The 17,630-nt window shown below is 66.8% G+C and carries 28 protein-coding genes; all 28 read right to left on the bottom strand.

Annotated features, from left to right (window positions below; translation table 11 throughout):
- Positions 1 to 23: 23 nt before the first annotated feature.
- The 28 genes from map to rpsL all read right to left on the bottom strand — a co-directional run bounded on the left by map (position 24) and on the right by rpsL (position 17,430).
- Complete coding sequence (gene map, locus OG817_RS43175; protein WP_406050831.1) at positions 24 to 845, bottom strand: type I methionyl aminopeptidase; 822 nt, start codon at positions 843 to 845, stop codon at positions 24 to 26.
- A gap of 13 nt (positions 846 to 858) precedes the next feature.
- A complete protein-coding gene (locus OG817_RS43170; protein WP_131360987.1) occupies positions 859 to 1,431 on the bottom strand; it encodes an adenylate kinase in 573 nt (190 codons plus the stop codon).
- Entirely contained in the window at positions 1,431 to 2,732 is a 1,302-nt protein-coding gene (gene secY, locus OG817_RS43165) for a preprotein translocase subunit SecY (RefSeq protein ID WP_360446656.1), read from the bottom strand. The genes OG817_RS43170 and secY overlap by 1 nt, the downstream gene beginning before the upstream one ends.
- A gap of 135 nt (positions 2,733 to 2,867) precedes the next feature.
- Positions 2,868 to 3,308, bottom strand: a complete 441-nt coding sequence (rplO, locus tag OG817_RS43160) for a 50S ribosomal protein L15 (RefSeq protein WP_131512858.1) — start codon at positions 3,306 to 3,308, stop codon at positions 2,868 to 2,870.
- Between the two features lies 1 nt (position 3,309).
- Positions 3,310 to 3,492 carry a 50S ribosomal protein L30 gene (rpmD, locus tag OG817_RS43155; RefSeq protein ID WP_012923669.1) on the bottom strand — a complete coding sequence of 61 codons (183 nt, stop codon included), beginning with the start codon at positions 3,490 to 3,492 and terminating at the stop codon, positions 3,310 to 3,312.
- Complete coding sequence (gene rpsE / locus OG817_RS43150) at positions 3,492 to 4,091, bottom strand: 30S ribosomal protein S5 (RefSeq protein WP_360446659.1); 600 nt, start codon at positions 4,089 to 4,091, stop codon at positions 3,492 to 3,494. The genes rpmD and rpsE overlap by 1 nt, the downstream gene beginning before the upstream one ends.
- 36 nt (positions 4,092 to 4,127) lie before the next feature.
- Positions 4,128 to 4,511 carry a 50S ribosomal protein L18 gene (rplR, locus tag OG817_RS43145; RefSeq protein WP_131360993.1) on the bottom strand — a complete coding sequence of 128 codons (384 nt, stop codon included), beginning with the start codon at positions 4,509 to 4,511 and terminating at the stop codon, positions 4,128 to 4,130.
- A gap of 2 nt (positions 4,512 to 4,513) precedes the next feature.
- Positions 4,514 to 5,056 carry a 50S ribosomal protein L6 gene (gene rplF, locus OG817_RS43140; RefSeq protein ID WP_396392323.1) on the bottom strand — a complete coding sequence of 181 codons (543 nt, stop codon included), beginning with the start codon at positions 5,054 to 5,056 and terminating at the stop codon, positions 4,514 to 4,516.
- Between the two features lie 27 nt (positions 5,057 to 5,083).
- Complete coding sequence (gene rpsH / locus OG817_RS43135; protein ID WP_396392324.1) at positions 5,084 to 5,491, bottom strand: 30S ribosomal protein S8; 408 nt, start codon at positions 5,489 to 5,491, stop codon at positions 5,084 to 5,086.
- Between the two features lie 91 nt (positions 5,492 to 5,582).
- The gene (locus OG817_RS43130) at positions 5,583 to 5,768 is read right to left on the bottom strand and encodes a type Z 30S ribosomal protein S14 (RefSeq protein WP_012923674.1); all 186 of its coding nucleotides are present in this window, start codon (positions 5,766 to 5,768) and stop codon (positions 5,583 to 5,585) included.
- A gap of 1 nt (position 5,769) precedes the next feature.
- On the bottom strand, positions 5,770 to 6,342 hold the full coding sequence (gene rplE, locus OG817_RS43125; protein WP_131360999.1) for a 50S ribosomal protein L5: 573 nt from the start codon (positions 6,340 to 6,342) through the stop codon (positions 5,770 to 5,772).
- Entirely contained in the window at positions 6,342 to 6,728 is a 387-nt protein-coding gene (rplX, locus tag OG817_RS43120; protein WP_131361001.1) for a 50S ribosomal protein L24, read from the bottom strand. The genes rplE and rplX overlap by 1 nt, the downstream gene beginning before the upstream one ends.
- A 1-nt stretch (position 6,729) precedes the next feature.
- Entirely contained in the window at positions 6,730 to 7,098 is a 369-nt protein-coding gene (gene rplN / locus OG817_RS43115; RefSeq protein WP_012923677.1) for a 50S ribosomal protein L14, read from the bottom strand.
- Between the two features lie 89 nt (positions 7,099 to 7,187).
- The gene (gene rpsQ, locus OG817_RS43110; protein ID WP_131361003.1) at positions 7,188 to 7,484 is read right to left on the bottom strand and encodes a 30S ribosomal protein S17; all 297 of its coding nucleotides are present in this window, start codon (positions 7,482 to 7,484) and stop codon (positions 7,188 to 7,190) included.
- A complete protein-coding gene (gene rpmC / locus OG817_RS43105) occupies positions 7,481 to 7,777 on the bottom strand; it encodes a 50S ribosomal protein L29 (protein ID WP_406050827.1) in 297 nt (98 codons plus the stop codon). Before rpmC ends, rpsQ begins: the two co-directional genes overlap by 4 nt.
- A complete protein-coding gene (rplP, locus tag OG817_RS43100) occupies positions 7,777 to 8,196 on the bottom strand; it encodes a 50S ribosomal protein L16 (protein ID WP_131361007.1) in 420 nt (139 codons plus the stop codon). The genes rpmC and rplP overlap by 1 nt, the downstream gene beginning before the upstream one ends.
- Positions 8,197 to 8,199: 3 nt before the next feature.
- Positions 8,200 to 9,048 carry a 30S ribosomal protein S3 gene (rpsC, locus tag OG817_RS43095; protein ID WP_131361009.1) on the bottom strand — a complete coding sequence of 283 codons (849 nt, stop codon included), beginning with the start codon at positions 9,046 to 9,048 and terminating at the stop codon, positions 8,200 to 8,202.
- A gap of 1 nt (position 9,049) precedes the next feature.
- Entirely contained in the window at positions 9,050 to 9,604 is a 555-nt protein-coding gene (gene rplV / locus OG817_RS43090; protein WP_406050825.1) for a 50S ribosomal protein L22, read from the bottom strand.
- A gap of 49 nt (positions 9,605 to 9,653) precedes the next feature.
- Positions 9,654 to 9,935 (bottom strand): 30S ribosomal protein S19, encoded by a 282-nt coding sequence (gene rpsS / locus OG817_RS43085; protein ID WP_131361012.1) that lies wholly within the window; start codon positions 9,933 to 9,935, stop codon positions 9,654 to 9,656.
- 15 nt (positions 9,936 to 9,950) lie between these two features.
- Positions 9,951 to 10,784: a 50S ribosomal protein L2 gene (rplB, locus tag OG817_RS43080; RefSeq protein WP_131361014.1), complete on the bottom strand. Its 834-nt coding sequence runs from the start codon at positions 10,782 to 10,784 to the stop codon at positions 9,951 to 9,953.
- Entirely contained in the window at positions 10,784 to 11,089 is a 306-nt protein-coding gene (gene rplW / locus OG817_RS43075; protein ID WP_131512847.1) for a 50S ribosomal protein L23, read from the bottom strand. The genes rplB and rplW overlap by 1 nt, the downstream gene beginning before the upstream one ends.
- A complete protein-coding gene (gene rplD, locus OG817_RS43070; protein WP_360446668.1) occupies positions 11,086 to 11,781 on the bottom strand; it encodes a 50S ribosomal protein L4 in 696 nt (231 codons plus the stop codon). The genes rplW and rplD overlap by 4 nt, the downstream gene beginning before the upstream one ends.
- Positions 11,778 to 12,452, bottom strand: coding sequence for a 50S ribosomal protein L3 (rplC, locus tag OG817_RS43065; protein ID WP_360446670.1), 675 nt, complete (start codon positions 12,450 to 12,452; stop codon positions 11,778 to 11,780). The genes rplD and rplC overlap by 4 nt, the downstream gene beginning before the upstream one ends.
- A gap of 16 nt (positions 12,453 to 12,468) precedes the next feature.
- Positions 12,469 to 12,777, bottom strand: a complete 309-nt coding sequence (gene rpsJ, locus OG817_RS43060; RefSeq protein WP_012923688.1) for a 30S ribosomal protein S10 — start codon at positions 12,775 to 12,777, stop codon at positions 12,469 to 12,471.
- A 357-nt stretch (positions 12,778 to 13,134) separates the two neighbouring features.
- Positions 13,135 to 14,328: an elongation factor Tu gene (tuf, locus tag OG817_RS43055; protein WP_360446672.1), complete on the bottom strand. Its 1,194-nt coding sequence runs from the start codon at positions 14,326 to 14,328 to the stop codon at positions 13,135 to 13,137.
- Positions 14,329 to 14,402: 74 nt separating this feature from the next.
- Complete coding sequence (gene fusA / locus OG817_RS43050) at positions 14,403 to 16,463, bottom strand: elongation factor G (RefSeq protein WP_406057632.1); 2,061 nt, start codon at positions 16,461 to 16,463, stop codon at positions 14,403 to 14,405.
- Positions 16,464 to 16,585: 122 nt separating this feature from the next.
- Entirely contained in the window at positions 16,586 to 17,056 is a 471-nt protein-coding gene (gene rpsG / locus OG817_RS43045; protein ID WP_131361025.1) for a 30S ribosomal protein S7, read from the bottom strand.
- Complete coding sequence (gene rpsL / locus OG817_RS43040; protein WP_012923692.1) at positions 17,056 to 17,430, bottom strand: 30S ribosomal protein S12; 375 nt, start codon at positions 17,428 to 17,430, stop codon at positions 17,056 to 17,058. Before rpsL ends, rpsG begins: the two co-directional genes overlap by 1 nt.
- Between the last annotated feature and the right edge of the window lie 200 nt (positions 17,431 to 17,630).

Genomic DNA, 17,630 nt, shown 5'->3' with positions numbered 1-17,630 from the left:
GGCTGACCCCAGATGTAGTTCTTCTAGTCGGCGAGGGCGCCACAGGTGATGCCGAGCTCCGCGAGCTTGGCCTCGCCACCGTCCAGGGCGGTGAGGATCCACGGGCCCTTCGGCGTGAGCGTGAAGGTGTGCTCGGTGTGTGCCGCGGACCGGCCGTCGTCGGTGACGACGGTCCAGTCGTCCTCGAGCGTGTGGTTGTCCTGCTTGCCGAGCGTGAGCATCGGCTCGACGGCGAGTGCCATCCCCTCGACCAGCTTCGGGCCGCGGCCCGGGCGGCCGAAGTTCGGAACGTTCGGCGGCTGGTGCATGGCCGAACCGATCCCATGCCCGACGAAGTCCTCGACGATGCCGTACGACGAATTGGCCTGGACATAGGCCTCGACGGCGGCCGAGATGTCGGTGAGCCGGCCGCCGAGCTTCGCGGCGGCGAACCCATGCCACATCGACTCCTCGCAGATCCGGGCCAGCTCGAGCAGCTCGGCACCGACCTCGCCGACACCGACGGTGATCGCCGCGTCACCGTGCCAGCCGTCCACGATCGCACCGCAGTCGATCGAGATCAGGTCGCCGTCGGCCAGCACCCGCTCGCCGGGGATGCCGTGCACGATCTCGTCGTTCACCGACGCGCAGATCGAGCCGGTGAAGCCGTGGTAGCCCTTGAACGACGGGACCGCACCGGAGGACCGGATGTGGTCCTCGGCGATCGCGTCCAGCTCACCGGTGCTGATCCCGGCCTTGACCTCACCGCGGAGCAGCTCCAGCGTGCGGCCGACCACCAGGCCGGCGGCACGCATGGACAGGATCTGCTCGCGGGTCTTGATCTCGATGCCGCGGTCCCTGAACATCACACCCCGTGTCTTACTCCGTGATCGACTTCAGCGCGACGAGCACGCGCTCGCTCACCTCGTCGATCTCGCCGACGCCGTCGACCTCGCACAGCAGGCCGCGCTGCGCGTACACGCGCAGCAATGGCTTGGTCTCGGCCGTGTAGACGTCCTGCCGGTGCCGGACGACCTCTTCGGAGTCGTCCGTGCGGCCCTCGGTGTGGGACCGCTTCATCATCCGGTCGACCAGTACGTCGATGTCGGCGATCAGCGCCACCACCGCGTCCAGCTTGTGACCGTGCTCGGCCAGGATGTCGTCCAGCGTGCCTACCTGGGCCAGGGTCCGCGGGTACCCGTCCAGCAGGAACCCTTCACCGGCGTCCGCCTCGGACAGCCGGTCGCGGACCATCGCGTTGGTGACCTCGTCCGGGACGTAGTCACCGGCGTCCATGTAGCGCTTCGCTTCGAGCCCGAGCGGCGTCTCGTCCTTGACGTTCGCACGGAAGATGTCGCCGGTGGACACGGCCGGGATATTCAGGCGTTCCGCAAGCACCTTTGCCTGCGTGCCCTTGCCCGCCCCGGGCGGACCCATCAGCAACATTCTCATCAGCGCAGGAACCCTTCGTAGTTACGCTGCTGCAGCTGACTCTCGATCTGCTTCACCGTGTCCAGTCCGACGCCGACCATGATCAGGATCGACGTACCACCGAACGGGAAGTTCTGGCTCGCGTTCAGCAGGACGAGCGCCACCAGCGGGATCATCGAGATCGCCGCCAGGTAGAGCGCGCCCGGCAGCGTGATGCGGGACAGCACGTAGCCCAGGTACTCCTCGGTCGGCCGTCCCGCCCGGATCCCGGGGATGAAGCCGCCGTACTTCTTCATGTTGTCTGCAACTTCCTTCGGATTGAAGGTAATCGAGACGTAGAAGTAGGTGAAGAAGATGATCAGCGCGACGTACGTCACCATGTAGATCGGGTGGTCGCCCTTGACCAGGTTGCCTTGGATCCATTGCGCCCACTTCTTGTCCTGCTGGAACTGACTCACCAGCACCGGCAGGTAGAGCAGGCTCGAGGCGAAGATGACCGGGATGACACCGGCCTGGTTCACCTTCAGTGGGATGTACGTCGAGGTGCCGCCGAACATCCTGCGGCCGACCATGCGCTTGGCGTACTGCACCGGGATCCGGCGCTGCGCCTGCTCGATGAAGATGACCGCGGCCATGATCACCAGGCCGATCGCGACCACCACCACGAAGGTGGGGATGCCCTTCTCCTTGCGGATGTTCCACAGCTGGGTCGGGAAGGTGGCGACGATCTGGGTGAAGATCAGGATGGACATGCCGTTGCCGACGCCGCGGTCGGTGATCAGCTCGCCCAGCCACATGATCACGCCGGTGCCGGCGGTCATGGTGAGCACGATGACGGTGATCGTGAACCAGTCGTCGCGGTGCAGCAGCGGCTCCTGGCAGCCCTGGAACAGCCGGCCCGGGGTGCGGGCCAGCGCCACGAAGGCGGTGGACTGCAGGATCGCCAGACCGACGGTGAGGAACCGGGTGTACTGGGTGATCTTGGCCTGGCCCGCCTGGCCTTCCTTCTTCAGCGACTCCAGCCGCGGGATGACCACGGTGAGCAGCTGCAGGATGATGCTGGCGGTGATGTACGGCATGATGCCGAGCGCGAAGATCGCGAGCTGCAGCAGCGCGCCGCCGGAGAACAGGTTGATCAGGTTGTACAGGTTCGCGTTTGCGCCACCCTGCGCCTGCTTGAGGCAGGTGTTCAGCGACTGGACGTTGACGCCAGGCGCCGGCACGACCGAACCGAGCCGGAAGATCACGACGATGAAGAGCACGAACAAGATCTTCCGGCGCAGGTCCGGAGTCTTGAACGCGTTGGCAAAGGCGCCTAACACCCTGTCCTCCCACATGTTTCCTCTGCCCGCTCAGGGCAGGGGCCTAGCAAAGCAGCTGGGCAAGAGACGAACCAGGGCTCGTCCGAACTCCAGCGCACGATATCAAGCGCCGGCTCGCACGAGCCCTGGACCTCGTTACACCTCGGTGGTGGTTCCTCCGGCCGCCTGGATCTTCTCCAGGGCGGACTTCGAGAACTTGTGCACCGAAACCTGCAGTGCCACGGTCAGTTCGCCGTCACCCAGTACCTTCACCGGCTGACCGCTGCGGACCGCGCCCTTCGCGACCAGGTCGGCCACGCCGACCTCGCCACCTTCGGGGAACAGTTGTCCGAGCTTGTCCAGGTTAACGACCTGGAACTCCACCCGGTTCCTGCTCTTGAAACCCTTCAGCTTCGGCAGCCGCATGTGCAGCGGCATCTGACCACCCTCGAACCACTCGGGGATGTTGTTGCGCGCCTTGCTGCCCTTGGTACCGCGGCCGGCCGTCTTGCCCTTGCTGCCCTCACCACGACCCACGCGGGTCTTGGCGGTCTTGGCACCGGGCGCCGGACGCAGGTGGTGAACCTTCAGCGCCATGTCAGTCGACCTCCTCGACGGTGATGAGGTGGCGAACAGTACGCACCATGCCGCGGATCTCCGGGCGGTCGTCGTGAACGGCGACGTCGCCGATCCGCTTCACGCCCAGCGTGCGCAGGGTGTCGCGCTGGTTCTGCTTGCCACCGATGCCGGAACGGGTCTGGGTCACCTTCAAGCGTGCCATCAGGAAGCCGCCTCCGCCCGCGCCTTCAGCAGTGCCGCCGGGGCGACGTGCTCGACCGGCAGGCCACGGCGCGCGGCCACGGCCTCCGGGGTCTCCAGGCTGCGCAGCGCCGCCACCGTCGCGTGCACGACGTTGATGGCGTTGGACGAGCCCAGCGACTTGCTGAGGATGTCGTGGATCCCGGCGCACTCCAGTACGGCGCGTGCCGAGCCACCCGCGATCACACCGGTACCGGGAGCGGCCGGACGCAGCATCACAACGCCTGCGGCCTTCTCGCCCTGGACCGGGTGCGGGATGGTGCCCTGGATCCGCGGCACCTTGAAGAACGCCTTCTTGGCCTCCTCGACACCCTTGGCGATCGCCGCGGGCACCTCCTTGGCCTTGCCGTAACCCACACCGACGGTGCCTTCACCGTCGCCGACGACCACGAGGGCGGTGAAGCTGAAGCGACGACCACCCTTCACGACCTTGGCGACACGGTTGATGGCTACCACGCGCTCGATGTAGGCGGTCTTGTCAGCTGCCTGACCGCGACCACCGTCGCGACCACGGCGCTCACCACCGGCGCCGCCTCCGCGACGCTGCTGGCCTCCGCTCATTTCGAACTACCTCTTCCTGTGTTTTGTGTCGCCATGTCAGAAGCCGAGCCCGCCCTCGCGAGCGGCGTCGGCCAGGGCCGCGATCCGGCCGTGGTACTTGTTCCCGGCCCGGTCGAACACGACCGAGTCGATGCCGGCTGCCTTGGCCCGGTCGGCGATCAGGCCGCCGACGGTCTTGGCCTTGTCGGTCTTGTTCGCCTCCGCGCCACGCAGGTCGGCCTCCATGGTGGAGGCAGACGCCAGCGTCTTGCCGGCCACGTCGTCGATGACCTGTACGAACAGGTGCCTCGACGACTTGGTGACCACCAGCCGCGGCCGGTCGGCCGTGCCGTTGATCTTCTTCCGGACCCGGATCTGGCGACGCAGTCGCGACGCCGTCTTCTTGGCGGAGTGCTTGTGCGGACGCAGTCCGATCGCCATGGTTACTTACCAGCCTTTCCGACCTTGCGGCGCACCTGCTCGCCGGCGTACCGCACACCCTTGCCCTTGTACGGCTCGGGCTTGCGCAGCTTGCGGATGTTGGCGGCAACCTCGCCGACGGACTGCTTGTCGATTCCCTGCACCGAGAAACGGGTCGGCGCCTCCACCGTGAACGTGATGCCTTCCGGCGCGTCCACCGTGATGGTGTGGCTGTACCCGAGCGAGAACTCCAGCTGGGCCGGGCCCTTGGAGATGACGCGGTACCCCACGCCGACGATCTCGAGCTTCTTCTCGTAGCCCTCCGTCACTCCGGTCACCAGGTTGGCGATCAGGGTGCGGGACAGGCCGTGCAGTTCCTTGCTCTTGCGCTGGTCGTCCGGGCGGCTGACGGCAATGGCGCCGTCCTCGTCCCGGTTGACCGCGATGGGCTCAGCCACGACGTGCGAGAGCTGACCCTTGGGACCCTTCACGGTGACCGTCTGGCCGTCGATCGTGACGTCGACGCCGGACGGGACCGAGACCGGGAGCTTACCGATGCGAGACATTTCTGTGGTCCTCCTTCCGGTTCTTCGTCACCAGACGTAGGCGAGGACTTCCCCGCCAACGCCCTTGTTCTTTGCCTGTCGGTCGGTCAGCAGTCCCTGGGACGTCGAGATGATCGCGACGCCCAGGCCACCGAGGACCTTGGGCAGGCCGGTCGACTTCGCGTAGACCCGCAGACCCGGCTTGCTGATCCGGCGGACGCCCGCGATGGAGCGCTCCCGGCTCGGGCCGAACTTGAGGTCGACGACCAGGGTCTTGCCGACGGCGCCCTCCTTGGGCTCCTCCACCTTGTAGGAGGAGATGTAGCCCTCCTGCTGGAGGATGTCGGCGATGCCCTGCTTGATCTTGCTGTACGGCATCGAGGTCGACTCGTGGTACGCCTGGTTGGCGTTGCGCAGACGCGTCAGCATGTCTGCGATCGGGTCGGTCATCGTCATGGCCTGGGGCCTCTTTCCCGCCGTGGTTTCGCCGGCCGGCGACCTACGGTGACTAGATGGTGAGTGGAGAAAAGATCGGGGGTGGAGACGGTCACCAGCTGGACTTGGTCACACCGGGCAGCTCGCCCCGGTGCGCCATCTCCCGCAGGCAGATCCGGCACAGGCCGAACTTGCGGAAGACCGCCTTCGGCCGGCCGCAGCGCTGGCAGCGGGTGTAACCGCGCACCGCGAACTTCGGCTTCCGGGCCTGCTTGACCTTGAGTGCTGTCTTCGCCACGTCAGTTCTCCTTGAACGGGAAACCGAGCTGCCGTAGCAGGGCCCGGCCCTCGTCGTCGTTCTTCGCGGTGGTCACCACGGTGATGTCCATGCCCCGGACCCGGTCGATGCGGTCCTGGTTGATCTCGTGGAACATCACCTGCTCGGTCAGGCCGAAGGTGTAGTTCCCGGTGCCGTCGAACTGCTTCGGCGACAGACCGCGGAAGTCACGGATCCGCGGCAGCGCGAGCGCCAGCAGCCGGTCCAGGAACTCCCACATCCGGTCGCCGCGCAGCGTCACGTGCGCACCGATCGGCATGCCCTCACGCAGCTTGAACTGCGCGATCGACTTGCGGGCCTTGGTCACCTGCGGCTTCTGCCCGGTGATCGCGGCCAGGTCCTTCACCGCGCCCTCGATCAGCTTCGAGTCGCGAGCCGCCTCGCCGACGCCCATGTTCACCACGATCTTGGTGAGGCCGGGCACCTGCATGACGTTCTCGAACTGGAACTGCTCCTGCAGCTTGCCGACGATCTCCTCGCGGTACTTCGTCTTCAGCCGCGGCTGGACCCTGGTTTCGGTCACTGCGGTGGTCATCAGATCTCCTCGCCGGTACGCCGCGCGACCCGGACGCTCCGGAAACCGGTGTACGTCGAGCCGTCGGGGCGCCGCTTCTGCACCTCGACGCGGTTGTAGCCGACGCGGGTGGTCACCTTCTGCTTCTTGCCGTCCTTCTCGACCTCGACGACGAGCATCACGTTCGAGACGTGGATCGGGGCTTCCTGGGTGACGATGCCACCCGTGGTGCCGCCGCGCTGGGCCTGCTGCACCTTGGTGTGCTTCTTGACCCGGTTCACGCCCTCGACGATGACCTTCTCGGCATCGGGCAGGACCTGGATGATCTTGCCCTCGAGGCCCTTGGACTTGCCGGCGATCACGCGGACGAGATCACCCTTCTTCACGTGCAGTTTTCTCTGCGCCATCTCAGAGCACCTCCGGGGCGAGCGAGATGATCTTCATGAAGCGCTTCTCCCGCAGCTCCCGGCCGACCGGCCCGAAGATGCGGGTACCGCGGGGCTCGCCGTCGGCCTTGAGGATCACCGCGGCGTTCTCGTCGAAGCGGATGTAGGAGCCGTCCGGACGCCGGCGCTCCTTCACGGTCCGCACGACGACCGCCTTGACGACGTCACCCTTCTTCACACCGCCGCCCGGGATCGCGTCCTTGACGGTGGCGACGATCGTGTCACCGACACCGGCGTAGCGCCGACCGGAGCCACCGAGCACCCGGATGCAAAGGATCTCCTTCGCACCCGTGTTGTCGGCGACCTTCAGTCGCGACTCCTGCTGGATCATCTGTTGATCTCCTGGTTGTCTCGCTGGTTCTCACTCACGTGAGCCTTGCGGAACGAATAAATTCGATGGGTTGCCCGAGGTGCGGGCAACTACTTGGCCTTCTCGAGGATCTCCACGACGCGCCAGCGCTTGGTCGCCGACAGCGGCCGGGTCTCCATCAGGAGGACGCGGTCGCCGGTACCGGCGGCGTTCTGCTCGTCGTGCGCCTTCAGCTTGCTGGTGCGACGGATGACCTTGCCGTACAGCGCGTGCTTGACCCGGTCCTCGACCTGGACCACGACGGTCTTGTCCATCTTGTCGCTCAGCACCAGGCCCTCACGGGTCTTGCGGCGGCCTCGCGTCTGGGTGGTCGTGCTCACGGTCTCGTCCTTCGCGTTCTCGGTCATGCCTTGCTCCCAGCCTTCTCGCTGTCGTCCGCGGTCTCCTCGACGTCGACCTCGGCCTCAGCCTCGGCGGCCGGGGCGTCGACCTCGTCGGTGATGCCGAGCGCCCGCTCGGTCAGCACCGTGTAGATGCGGGCGATGTCCTTGCGGACGGCGCGCAGCCGGCCGTGGGACTCCAGCTGGCCCGTGGCAGCCTGGAACCGGAGGTTGAACAGCTCCTCCTTGGCTTCGCCGAGCTTGCTCATCAGCTCGTCCCGGCCCAGGTTCCGCAGCTCGGCGGCAGTCTGGATAGCCATCAGTTCTCACCTGCCTCTCGGGCGATGAAGCGGCACTTCATCGGCAACTTGTGGATCGCACGGCGGAGGGCCTCGCGAGCGATGTCCTCCGGTACGCCGGACAGCTCGAACAGGACCCGGCCGGCCTTGACGTTGGCGATCCACCACTCCGGCGAACCCTTACCGGAACCCATCCGGGTCTCGGCCGGCTTCTTGGTCAGCGGGCGGTCGGGGTAGATGTTGATCCACACCTTGCCGCCACGCTTGATGTGCCGGGTCATCGCGATACGCGCGGCCTCGATCTGCCGGTTGGTGACGTAGTGGTTCTCCAGCGCCTGGATGCCGAAGTCACCGAAGGCCAGCGTCGTACCACCCTTGGCAGCGCCGGAGCGCTTCGGGTGGTGCTGCTTGCGGTGCTTGACCTTGCGGGGGATGAGCATGGTTCAGCTCTCCGTTCCGGTCGTCTCAGCGGGCTTGTCGGCAGCGGGGGCCGTCGCCTCGGCCCGCGGGGCCTCGGCGCGGTCTCCACCACGGCCACCGCGGTCACCACGGTCGTCCCGACGGTCGTCGCGGCGGCCACCACGGCCACCACGGTCGTCGCGACGGGCCGGCCGGCGCTGCTGAGTGGCGGCACGGGCCGCGGCCTGCGCCTCTCGCTCGGCCCGGGAGCCGGCCACGTCACCCTTGTAGATCCAGACCTTCACGCCGATCCGGCCGAAGGTCGTACGGGCCTCGTAGAAGCCGTAGTCGATGTCCGCGCGGAGCGTGTGCAGTGGCACCCGGCCCTCACGGTAGAACTCCGACCGCGACATCTCCGCGCCACCGAGCCGGCCGGAGCACTGGATCCGGATGCCCAGGGCGCCGCCACGCATGGTGGTCTGCATCGCCTTGCGCATCGCGCGGCGGAACGCCACGCGGCCGGACAGCTGCTCGGCCACGCCCTGCGCGACCAGCTGGGCGTCGACCTCGGAGTTCTTCACCTCGAGGATGTTCAGCTGCACCTGCTTGCCGGTGAGCTCCTCCAGGCTGCCCCGGATCCGGTCCGCCTCGGCGCCACGGCGACCGATGACGATGCCCGGACGGGCGGTGTGGATGTCGACCCGGACCCGGTCACGGGTGCGCTCGATCTCCACGCGGGAGATACCGGCGCGCTCCATGCCCTTGCTCAGCAGGCGGCGGATCTTGACGTCCTCGCCCACGTAGTCCTTGTACAGCTTGTCGGCGTACCAACGGCTCTTGTGATCGGTGCTGATGCCGAGACGGAACCCGTGCGGGTTAACCTTCTGGCCCACGTCAGGACTCCTTCTTCTCAGCGGTCTTCTTGGCAGCCGTCTTCTTGGCGGTCGCCTTCTTGGCCGGCTTGTCGGCGGCAGCCTTCTTGGCCGGAGCCTTCTTGGCCGTGTCCGCCTTCTTGGCAGACTTCTTCGCCGGGGTCTTCTCGGCCGGCTCTTCCTCGACCCGCGGCGCCACGACCACAGTGATGTGGCTGGTCCGCTTGTCGATCCGGGTGGCCCGGCCCTGGGCACGCGGGCGGTGACGCTTCAGCGTCGGGCCCTCGTCCACATAGGCCTTCGCCACGACCAGGTCGGCCCGGCTCAGGTGCTCGGTGCCCTCGGCGTTCGCCGCGGCGCTGTCGACGACCTTGTACACGGTCGCGGCAGCGGCCTGCGGGGCGAACTTCAGAGTGGCGAGTGCGTCGTCGACGCCCAGACCGCGCACCAGATCGACCACGCGGCGCGCCTTCATCGGCGTCACGCGGACGAAGCGCGCGACCGCGAAGGCCCCGGGCTCGTCGCCCAGCAGGCCCTCGCGACGGGCACTGACGGCCCTACGCTCTTGAACGCTCATGATGTTCGAATCTCTCCGTAGGTTGCTATCGCTTCATCACTGACCTAGGTCAGCGACGCCGTGACTTCCGGTCGTCCTTCTCGTGACCCTTGAACGTGCGGGTCGGGGCGAACTCGCCGAGCTTGTGCCCGACCATCGCGTCCGTCACGAACACCGGCACGTGCTTGCGGCCGTCGTGCACCGCCAGCGTGTGGCCGATCATGTCCGGCACGATCATCGATCGGCGGGACCAGGTCTTGATGACGTTCTTGGTGCCCTTCTCGTTCTGCACCTCCACCTTCTTCATCAGGTGGTGGTCAACGAACGGGCCCTTCTTCAAGCTGCGTGGCATTCTGGCCGGCTCCTATCAGCGCTTCTTGCCGGCCTTGCGGCGCCGGACGATCATGCGGTCGCTTTCCTTGCGGGTGCGGGTACGCCCCTCGGGCTTGCCCCACGGGGACACCGGGTGGCGTCCACCCGAGGTCTTGCCCTCACCACCACCGTGCGGGTGGTCGACCGGGTTCATCGCGACACCGCGGACGGTCGGGCGCTTGCCCTTCCAGCGCATCCGGCCCGCCTTGCCCCAGTTGATGTTCGACTGCTCGCCGTTGCCGACCTCACCGAGGGTGGCGCGGCAGCGTACGTCGACCATCCGGACCTCGCCGGACGGCATCCGCAGGGTGGCCATCCGGCCTTCCTTCGCGACCAGCTGGATGCTGGCACCGGCCGAGCGGCCCATCTTGGCGCCGCCCCCCGGGCGCAGCTCGACGGCGTGCACCGTGGAGCCGACCGGGATGTTGCGCAGCGGCAGGTTGTTGCCGATCTTGATGTCGGCGGCCGGGCCGTTCTCGACGATCGTGCCCTGCTTCAGGTTCGACGGGGCGAGGATGTAGCGCTTCTCGCCGTCGACGTAGTGCAGCAGCGCGATCCGCGCGGTGCGGTTCGGGTCGTACTCGATCTCGGCGACCTTGGCCGGCACGCCGTCCTTGTCGTACCGCTTGAAGTCGATCAGCCGGTACGCCCGCTTGTGACCGCCACCATGGTGCCGGGTGGTGATCTTGCCGGTGTTGTTCCGGCCGCCCTTCTTGGGCAGCGGACGCAGCAGCGACTTCTCGGGGGTCGAACGGGTGAGCTCGACGAAGTCGGCCACGCTCGAGCCACGGCGGCCCGGCGTTGTCGGCTTGTATTTGCGGATACCCATTACGACTGGCCTCCGAAGATGTCGATGCGGTCGTCACCCTTGAGGGTCACGATCGCCCGCTTGGTGTCCGGGCGCTTGCCCCAGCCGGCACGAGTCCGGCGGCGCTTGCCCTTGCGGTTGATGGTGTTGACGTCGCTGACCTTGACCTTGAACACCTTCTCGACCGCGAGCTTGATCTCGGTCTTGTTGGCGTTCGGGTCCACCTCGAACGTGTACTTCTGCTCGTCCAGCAGGCCGTAGCTCTTCTCGCTCACGACCGGCCGCAGCAGCACGTCCCGCGGATCCTTGTTGACTCCGTGGCTCATGCCTCAACCTCCTGCTCGGCCTCGGTCGACGTGGCGACGGCCTTGACGGACTTGCCCTGGGGCGCGCCGGCGACGAAAGCGTCGAGGGCACCCTGGGTGAACACGACCGCGTCGCTGCACAGCACGTCGTACGCGTTCAGCTGGTCGGCCGCGATCAGGTGCACGTGCTGCACGTTGCGCAGGCTCAGCCAGGTGAGCTCGTCGGCCCGCTCGACCACGACCAGGACCTTGCCCGGCTCGGTCGCCGCGGCCAGCACGTTCAGCGCGGCCTTGGTGGACGGCTTGTCGCCGTCGACGAACTTCTCGACCACGTGCACGCGGCCGTCACGGGCCCGGTCCGAGAGCGCACCGCGGAGCGCGGCGGCGATCATCTTCTTCGGGGTCCGCTGGCTGTAGTCGCGCGGCACCGGGCCGTGGACGACGCCACCACCGGTGAACTGCGGCGCGCGGATCGAACCCTGGCGGGCGCGACCGGTGCCCTTCTGCCGGTACGGCTTGGTGCCACCGCCGGAGACCTCGCCGCGGGTCTTGGCCTTGGCCGTGCCCTGGCGGGCCGCGGCCAGCTGGGCCACCACGACCTGGTGGATCAGCGGGATGTTGACCTGGACGTCGAACAGCTCGGCCGGAAGCTCGGCGGAGCCCTTCTTACTGACCTTGTCGCCCTTCACGACGACGACGTCGACCGAGCTCATTTCTGGGCTCCCTTCACAGCTGCGCCCTTGGCGGCGTTGCGGATCAGCACGAGGCCGCCCTTGGGACCGGGCACCGCACCCTTCAGCAGGATCAGGCCGCGGTCGGTGTCGATCGCGTGCACGGTGATGTTCTGCGTGGTGACCTGCTCGGCGCCCATCCGGCCCGCCATCCGCAGGCCCTTGAAGACCCGACCCGGGGTGGCGCAGCCGCCGATGGAACCCGGCGAGCGGTGCTTCTTGTGGACACCGTGGGTGGCGCGGAGGCCGTGGAAGCCGTGCCGCTTCATCACACCGGCGAAGCCCTTGCCCTTGCTGGTGGCGGACACGTCGACCCGCTCACCGGCCTCGAAGGCCTCGGCCTTGATCTCCTGACCCAGCGTGTACTCGCTGGCGTCGGCGGTGCGCAGCTCCAGCAGGTGGCGCCGCGGCGTCACGCCGGCCTTGTCGAAGTGGCCGCGCATCGGGCTCGTGACCTTGCGGGGGTCGATGTCGCCGAAGGCGATCTGGACGCCGTCGTACCCGTGGCTGTCCGAGGTGCGAACCTCGGTCACCACGCACGGGCCGGCCTGGATCACGGTGACGGGGACGACACGGTTGTTCTCGTCCCAGGTCTGGGTCATGCCGAGCTTGGTGCCCAGCAGACCGCGCGTGTTCTTGGTAGAAGTGCTCATTGGTTGTTCGCGTCCCTCAGAGCTTGATCTCGATGTCGACACCGGCCGGCAGGTCGAGCCGCATCAGCGAGTCAACGGTCTTCGGCGTGGGGTCGATGATGTCGATGAGCCGCTTGTGGGTGCGCATCTCGAAGTGCTCGCGGCTGTCCTTGTACTTGTGCGGCGAGCGGATGACGCAGAACACGTTCTTTTCCGTCGGCAACGGCACCGGGCCAGCAACCTTCGCACCAGTACGCGTCACCGTGTCGACAATCTTGCGTGCCGAACTGTCGATGACCTCGTGGTCGTAGGCCTTCAGCCGGATGCGGATCTTCTGTCCCGCCATCGCTTCGCTTCGTCCTTCTCTATCGTCAACGTCTGTGTTGCTCCGACCCCCGCGGTCGGGTGTGTCGCGTGCGCGGCACGCACATGACTCACCGCTTCATCGACCTGGAATGGTGATCGGGGCCCGGTCTCGGACCGGAACCTCGGCATGGTCTCCGGTCCGGCGCACTCGCCAGACGCAAGTCTGGGGCGCGCCCCGGCGGCCTCGCCTGAGCAACCTGAATATTGTGCCAGAGATCGGCGCCGAAACGCCAATCGGGTGGCTTCACGCCCGATCCGGCCCACCTGAGCGCCGGATCGAGGCGCAAAGCAGAGGTCCGCGGGGCTCAGGATGCGAGCCCTCGCGGACCTCGTGAGATCACTTGATGATCTTGGTGACCCGGCCGGCGCCGACGGTGCGGCCACCTTCGCGGATCGCGAACTTCAGACCCTCTTCCATGGCGATCGGCTGGATCAGCTCGACCGACATGTCGGTGTTGTCGCCCGGCATGACCATCTCGGTGCCCTCGGGCAGCGTGACGACGCCGGTGACGTCCGTGGTGCGGAAGTAGAACTGGGGCCGGTAGTTCTGGAAGAACGGCGTGTGACGGCCGCCCTCCTCCTTCGACAGGATGTAGACCGACGCGTCGAAGTTGGTGTGCGGGGTCGTGGTGCCCGGCTTGATGACGACCATGCCGCGCTCGACGTCCTCGCGCTTGGTGCCACGAAGCAGCAGACCGACGTTCTCACCGGCCTGGCCCTCGTCCAGCAGCTTGCGGAACATCTCGATACCGGTGACCGTGGTGGTCTGCTTCTCCGGACGGATGCCGACGATGTCGACGGTCTCGTTGATCTTGACGACACCGCGCTCGATCCGGCCGGTGATGACCGTACCGCGACCCGTGATGGTGAAGACGTCCTCCACCGGCATCAGGAACGGCTTGTCGATCTCACGCACCGGCTGCGGGATGTAGGAGTCCACCGCGTTCATCAGCTCGATGATCGACTCGCCCCACTTGGCGTCGCCCTGCAGCGCCGGGTGAGCGGCGACGCGGACGATCGGCGCGTTGTCGCCGTCGAACTCCTGCTCCGAGAGCAGCTCGCGGACCTCGAGCTCAACGAGCTCCAGGATCTCCTCGTCGTCGACCATGTCGCACTTGTTCAGCGCCACGACCATGGCCGGCACGCCGACCTGGCGGGCGAGCAGAACGTGCTCACGCGTCTGCGGCATCGGGCCGTCGGTGGCGGCGACGACCAGGATCGCGCCGTCCATCTGAGCCGCACCGGTGATCATGTTCTTGATGTAGTCCGCGTGACCCGGGCAGTCGACGTGGGCGTAGTGCCGGGCCTCGGTCTGGTACTCGACGTGCGCGATGGAGATGGTGATACCGCGCTGACGCTCTTCGGGCGCCTTGTCGATCTGATCGAAGGCCGATGCCTCGTTGAGCGTCGGGTACTTGTCGTGCAGCACCTTGGTGATCGCCGCGGTAAGAGTGGTCTTACCGTGGTCGATGTGACCGATGGTGCCGATGTTGACGTGCGGCTTAGTCCGCTCGAACTTCGCCTTCGCCACTGGGGCCCTCCTAGTTGAATGTTGACTACGCCGTACGCCGACGCGCTTGGGGTGTGGTGGTCAGGAGCGAGAGATTACTCGCCCCGGGCCTTCTTGATGATCTCTTCCGCCACGTTCTTCGGAACCTCGGCGTAGGAATCGAACTGCATCGAGTACGACGCGCGGCCCTGCGTCTTGGAACGCAGGTCACCGACATACCCGAACATCTCCGACAGCGGCACCAGGGCCTTGACGACCCGGCTGCCACCGGGGCCCTCGTCCATCGACTGGATCTGGCCACGGCGGGAGTTGAGGTCGCCGATCACTTCACCCATGTAGTCCTCAGGGGTGGTGACCTCGACCGAGAACATCGGCTCGAGGATGACCGGAGTCGCCCGCCGGGCAGCATCCTTGAAGGCCATCGAACCGGCGATCTTGAACGCGAGCTCGGAGGAGTCGACATCGTGGTAGGCGCCGTCGGTCAGCGTGACCTTGACGTCCACCATCGGGTAGCCGGCCAGTACGCCGAACTCCATCGCTTCCTGCGCGCCCTCGTCCACCGACGGGATGTACTCCCGCGGGATCCGGCCACCGGTGACGGAGTTGACGAACTCGTAGCCGCCTTCGCCGCCGGCCTCGACCGAGGTCGGCTCGATGTTGATGATCACGCGCGCGAACTGACCCGAACCACCGGTCTGCTTCTTGTGCGTGTAGTCGACCTTCTCGACCTTCTTCTTGATCGTCTCGCGGTAGGCGACCTGCGGCTTGCCGACGTTGGCCTCGACGCGGAACTCGCGCTTCATCCGGTCGACCAGCACCTCGAGGTGCAGCTCGCCCATACCGGCGATGATCGTCTGGCCGGTGTCCTCGTCGGTCCGGACCTGGAAGGTCGGGTCCTCCTCGGCCAGCCGCTGGATCGCGACGCCCAGCTTCTCCTGGTCGCCCTTCGACTTCGGCTCGATGGCGACCGAGATGACCGGGGCCGGGAACTGCATCGACTCCAGCACGACCGGCTTGGCCGGGTCGGCCAGTGTCTCACCGGTGGTGGTGTCCTTCAGACCCATCACGGCGACGATGTGGCCGGCGCCGATCGACGCGATCTCCTCACGCTTGTTCGCGTGCATCCGGTAGATCTTGCCGATCCGCTCCTTGCGCCCCTTGGTGGGGTTCAGGACCTGGGTGCCGGTCTCGAGCTTGCCCGAGTACACCCGGATGAAGGTCAGCTTGCCCAGGTGCGGGTCGGCCGCGATCTTGAACGCCAGCGCCGAGAACGGCTCGCTGTCGTCCGGCTTGCGCAGGACGACCTGCTCGCTGTCCTTGACGTCGTGGCCCTCGATGGCCGGAACGTCGAGCGGGCTCGGCAGGAACGCGTTGATCGCGTCGAGCAGGGGCTGCACGCCCTTGTTCTTGAACGCGGTGCCGGTCAGCACCGGGGTCAGCTTGCTCGCAATCGTCGCGCGCCGGATGCCGGCCATGATCTGCTCCTCGGTGGGCGCTTCGCCCTCGAGGTACATCTCCATGATCTCGTCGTCGGCCTCGGCCAGCGTCTCGATCAGCTTGTCGCGCCACTCGGCGGCGATCTCGGTGTGGCTGGCCGGGATCTCCTCGACCGTGTAGTCCTCACCCATCTTGGTCTCACCGCGCCAGGTCAGCGCGCGCATGCCGATCAGGTCGACGACGCCGATGAAGTCGGACTCGGCACCGATCGGCAGCTGCAGCACCAGCGGCACCGCGGCCAGCCGGTCGACGATCATGTCGACGCAGCGCATGAACTCCGCGCCGGTCCGGTCGAGCTTGTTCACGAAGCAGATGCGGGGTACGCCGTACCGGTCCGCCTGCCGCCAGACGGTCTCGGACTGCGGCTCCACACCGGCAACGCCGTCGAACACCGCGACGGCACCGTCCAGGACGCGCAGCGAGCGCTCCACCTCGACGGTGAAGTCGACGTGCCCGGGGGTGTCGATGATGTTGATGGTGTGGTCTTTCCAGGTCGCGGTCGTCGCGGCGGACGTGATCGTGATGCCGCGCTCCTGCTCCTGCTCCATCCAGTCCATCGTGGCGGCGCCGTCGTGGACCTCACCGATCTTGTAGGTGATACCGGTGTAGAAGAGGATCCGCTCGGTCGTCGTCGTCTTGCCGGCGTCGATGTGAGCCATGATCCCGATGTTGCGGACCTTGGCCAGGTCGGTGGTGATTTGTACGGCCACCTCGGTGGTCTACCTCTCGATTCTGTACTGCTGTCAAAGGGTGAGCGCTGGGGTCCGGATCGGACCCCGGATCACCAGCGGTAGTGGGCGAAAGCCTTGTTGGCTTCGGCCATCTTGTGCGTGTCCTCGCGGCGCTTGACCGAGGCTCCCAGGCCGTTGGAGGCGTCCAGGATCTCGTTCATCAGGCGCTCGGACATGGTCTTCTCGCGACGCGCCCGGGAGTACGTCGTCAGCCAGCGCAGCGCCAGCGTGGTGGACCGGCCCGGCTTGACCTCGATCGGCACCTGGTAGGTCGCACCACCGACGCGCCGGCTCTTCACCTCGATGCTCGGCTTCACGTTGTCCAGCGCACGCTTCAGCGTGATCACCGGGTCGGTGCCGGTCTTGGTCCGGGTGCCCTCGAGCGCGGTGTAGACGATGCTCTGCGCGATCTGCTTCTTGCCGTCGACCAGGATCTTGGAGATCAACTGGGTGACGAGCGGCGAACTGTAGACCGGGTCGATGATGACCGGACGCTTCGGGGCGGGGCCCTTGCGCGGCATTAGCTCTTCTCCTTCTTCGCGCCGTAACGGCTGCGCGCCTGCTTGCGGTTCTTCACACCCTGGGTGTCGAGCGAACCGCGGATGATCTTGTACCGGACACCCGGAAGGTCCTTCACACGACCGCCACGCACGAGCACGATCGAGTGCTCCTGCAGGTTGTGGCCGACGCCGGGGATGTACGCGGTGACCTCGATGCCGCTGGTCAGGCGGACACGCGCGACCTTGCGAAGGGCCGAGTTCGGCTTCTTCGGCGTGGTCGTGTAGACGCGCGTGCACACACCGCGACGCTGAGGGGAACCCTTCAGGGCGGGCGTCTTGTTCTTGGACACCTTGTCCTGGCGGCCCTTGCGGACCAGCTGCTGAATGGTGGGCACCGCGTAGGTCTCTTTCTGTCGTCCGGCTTTCTTCTGCTCTGCTTTTGCTGACCCCCGCGGTCGGGTGTGTCGCGTGCGCACGGGCGTACCGAAGCCGTAATCTTCCAGACTGTCGGCAGGAGTCCCGTGCCACGCGCGCAACCCGTTCGACCAGGGGCACGCATGACGGCCCAGGATGACCCGGGCACGATCGTTAAGAC

The sequence above is a fragment of the Kribbella sp. NBC_00889 genome (genome assembly GCF_045207705.1).
Lineage (GTDB): Bacteria > Actinomycetota > Actinomycetes > Propionibacteriales > Kribbellaceae > Kribbella.
The sequence above is the reverse complement of the archived record's forward strand: the minus strand, read 5'-3'. Positions and strand labels throughout refer to the sequence as shown.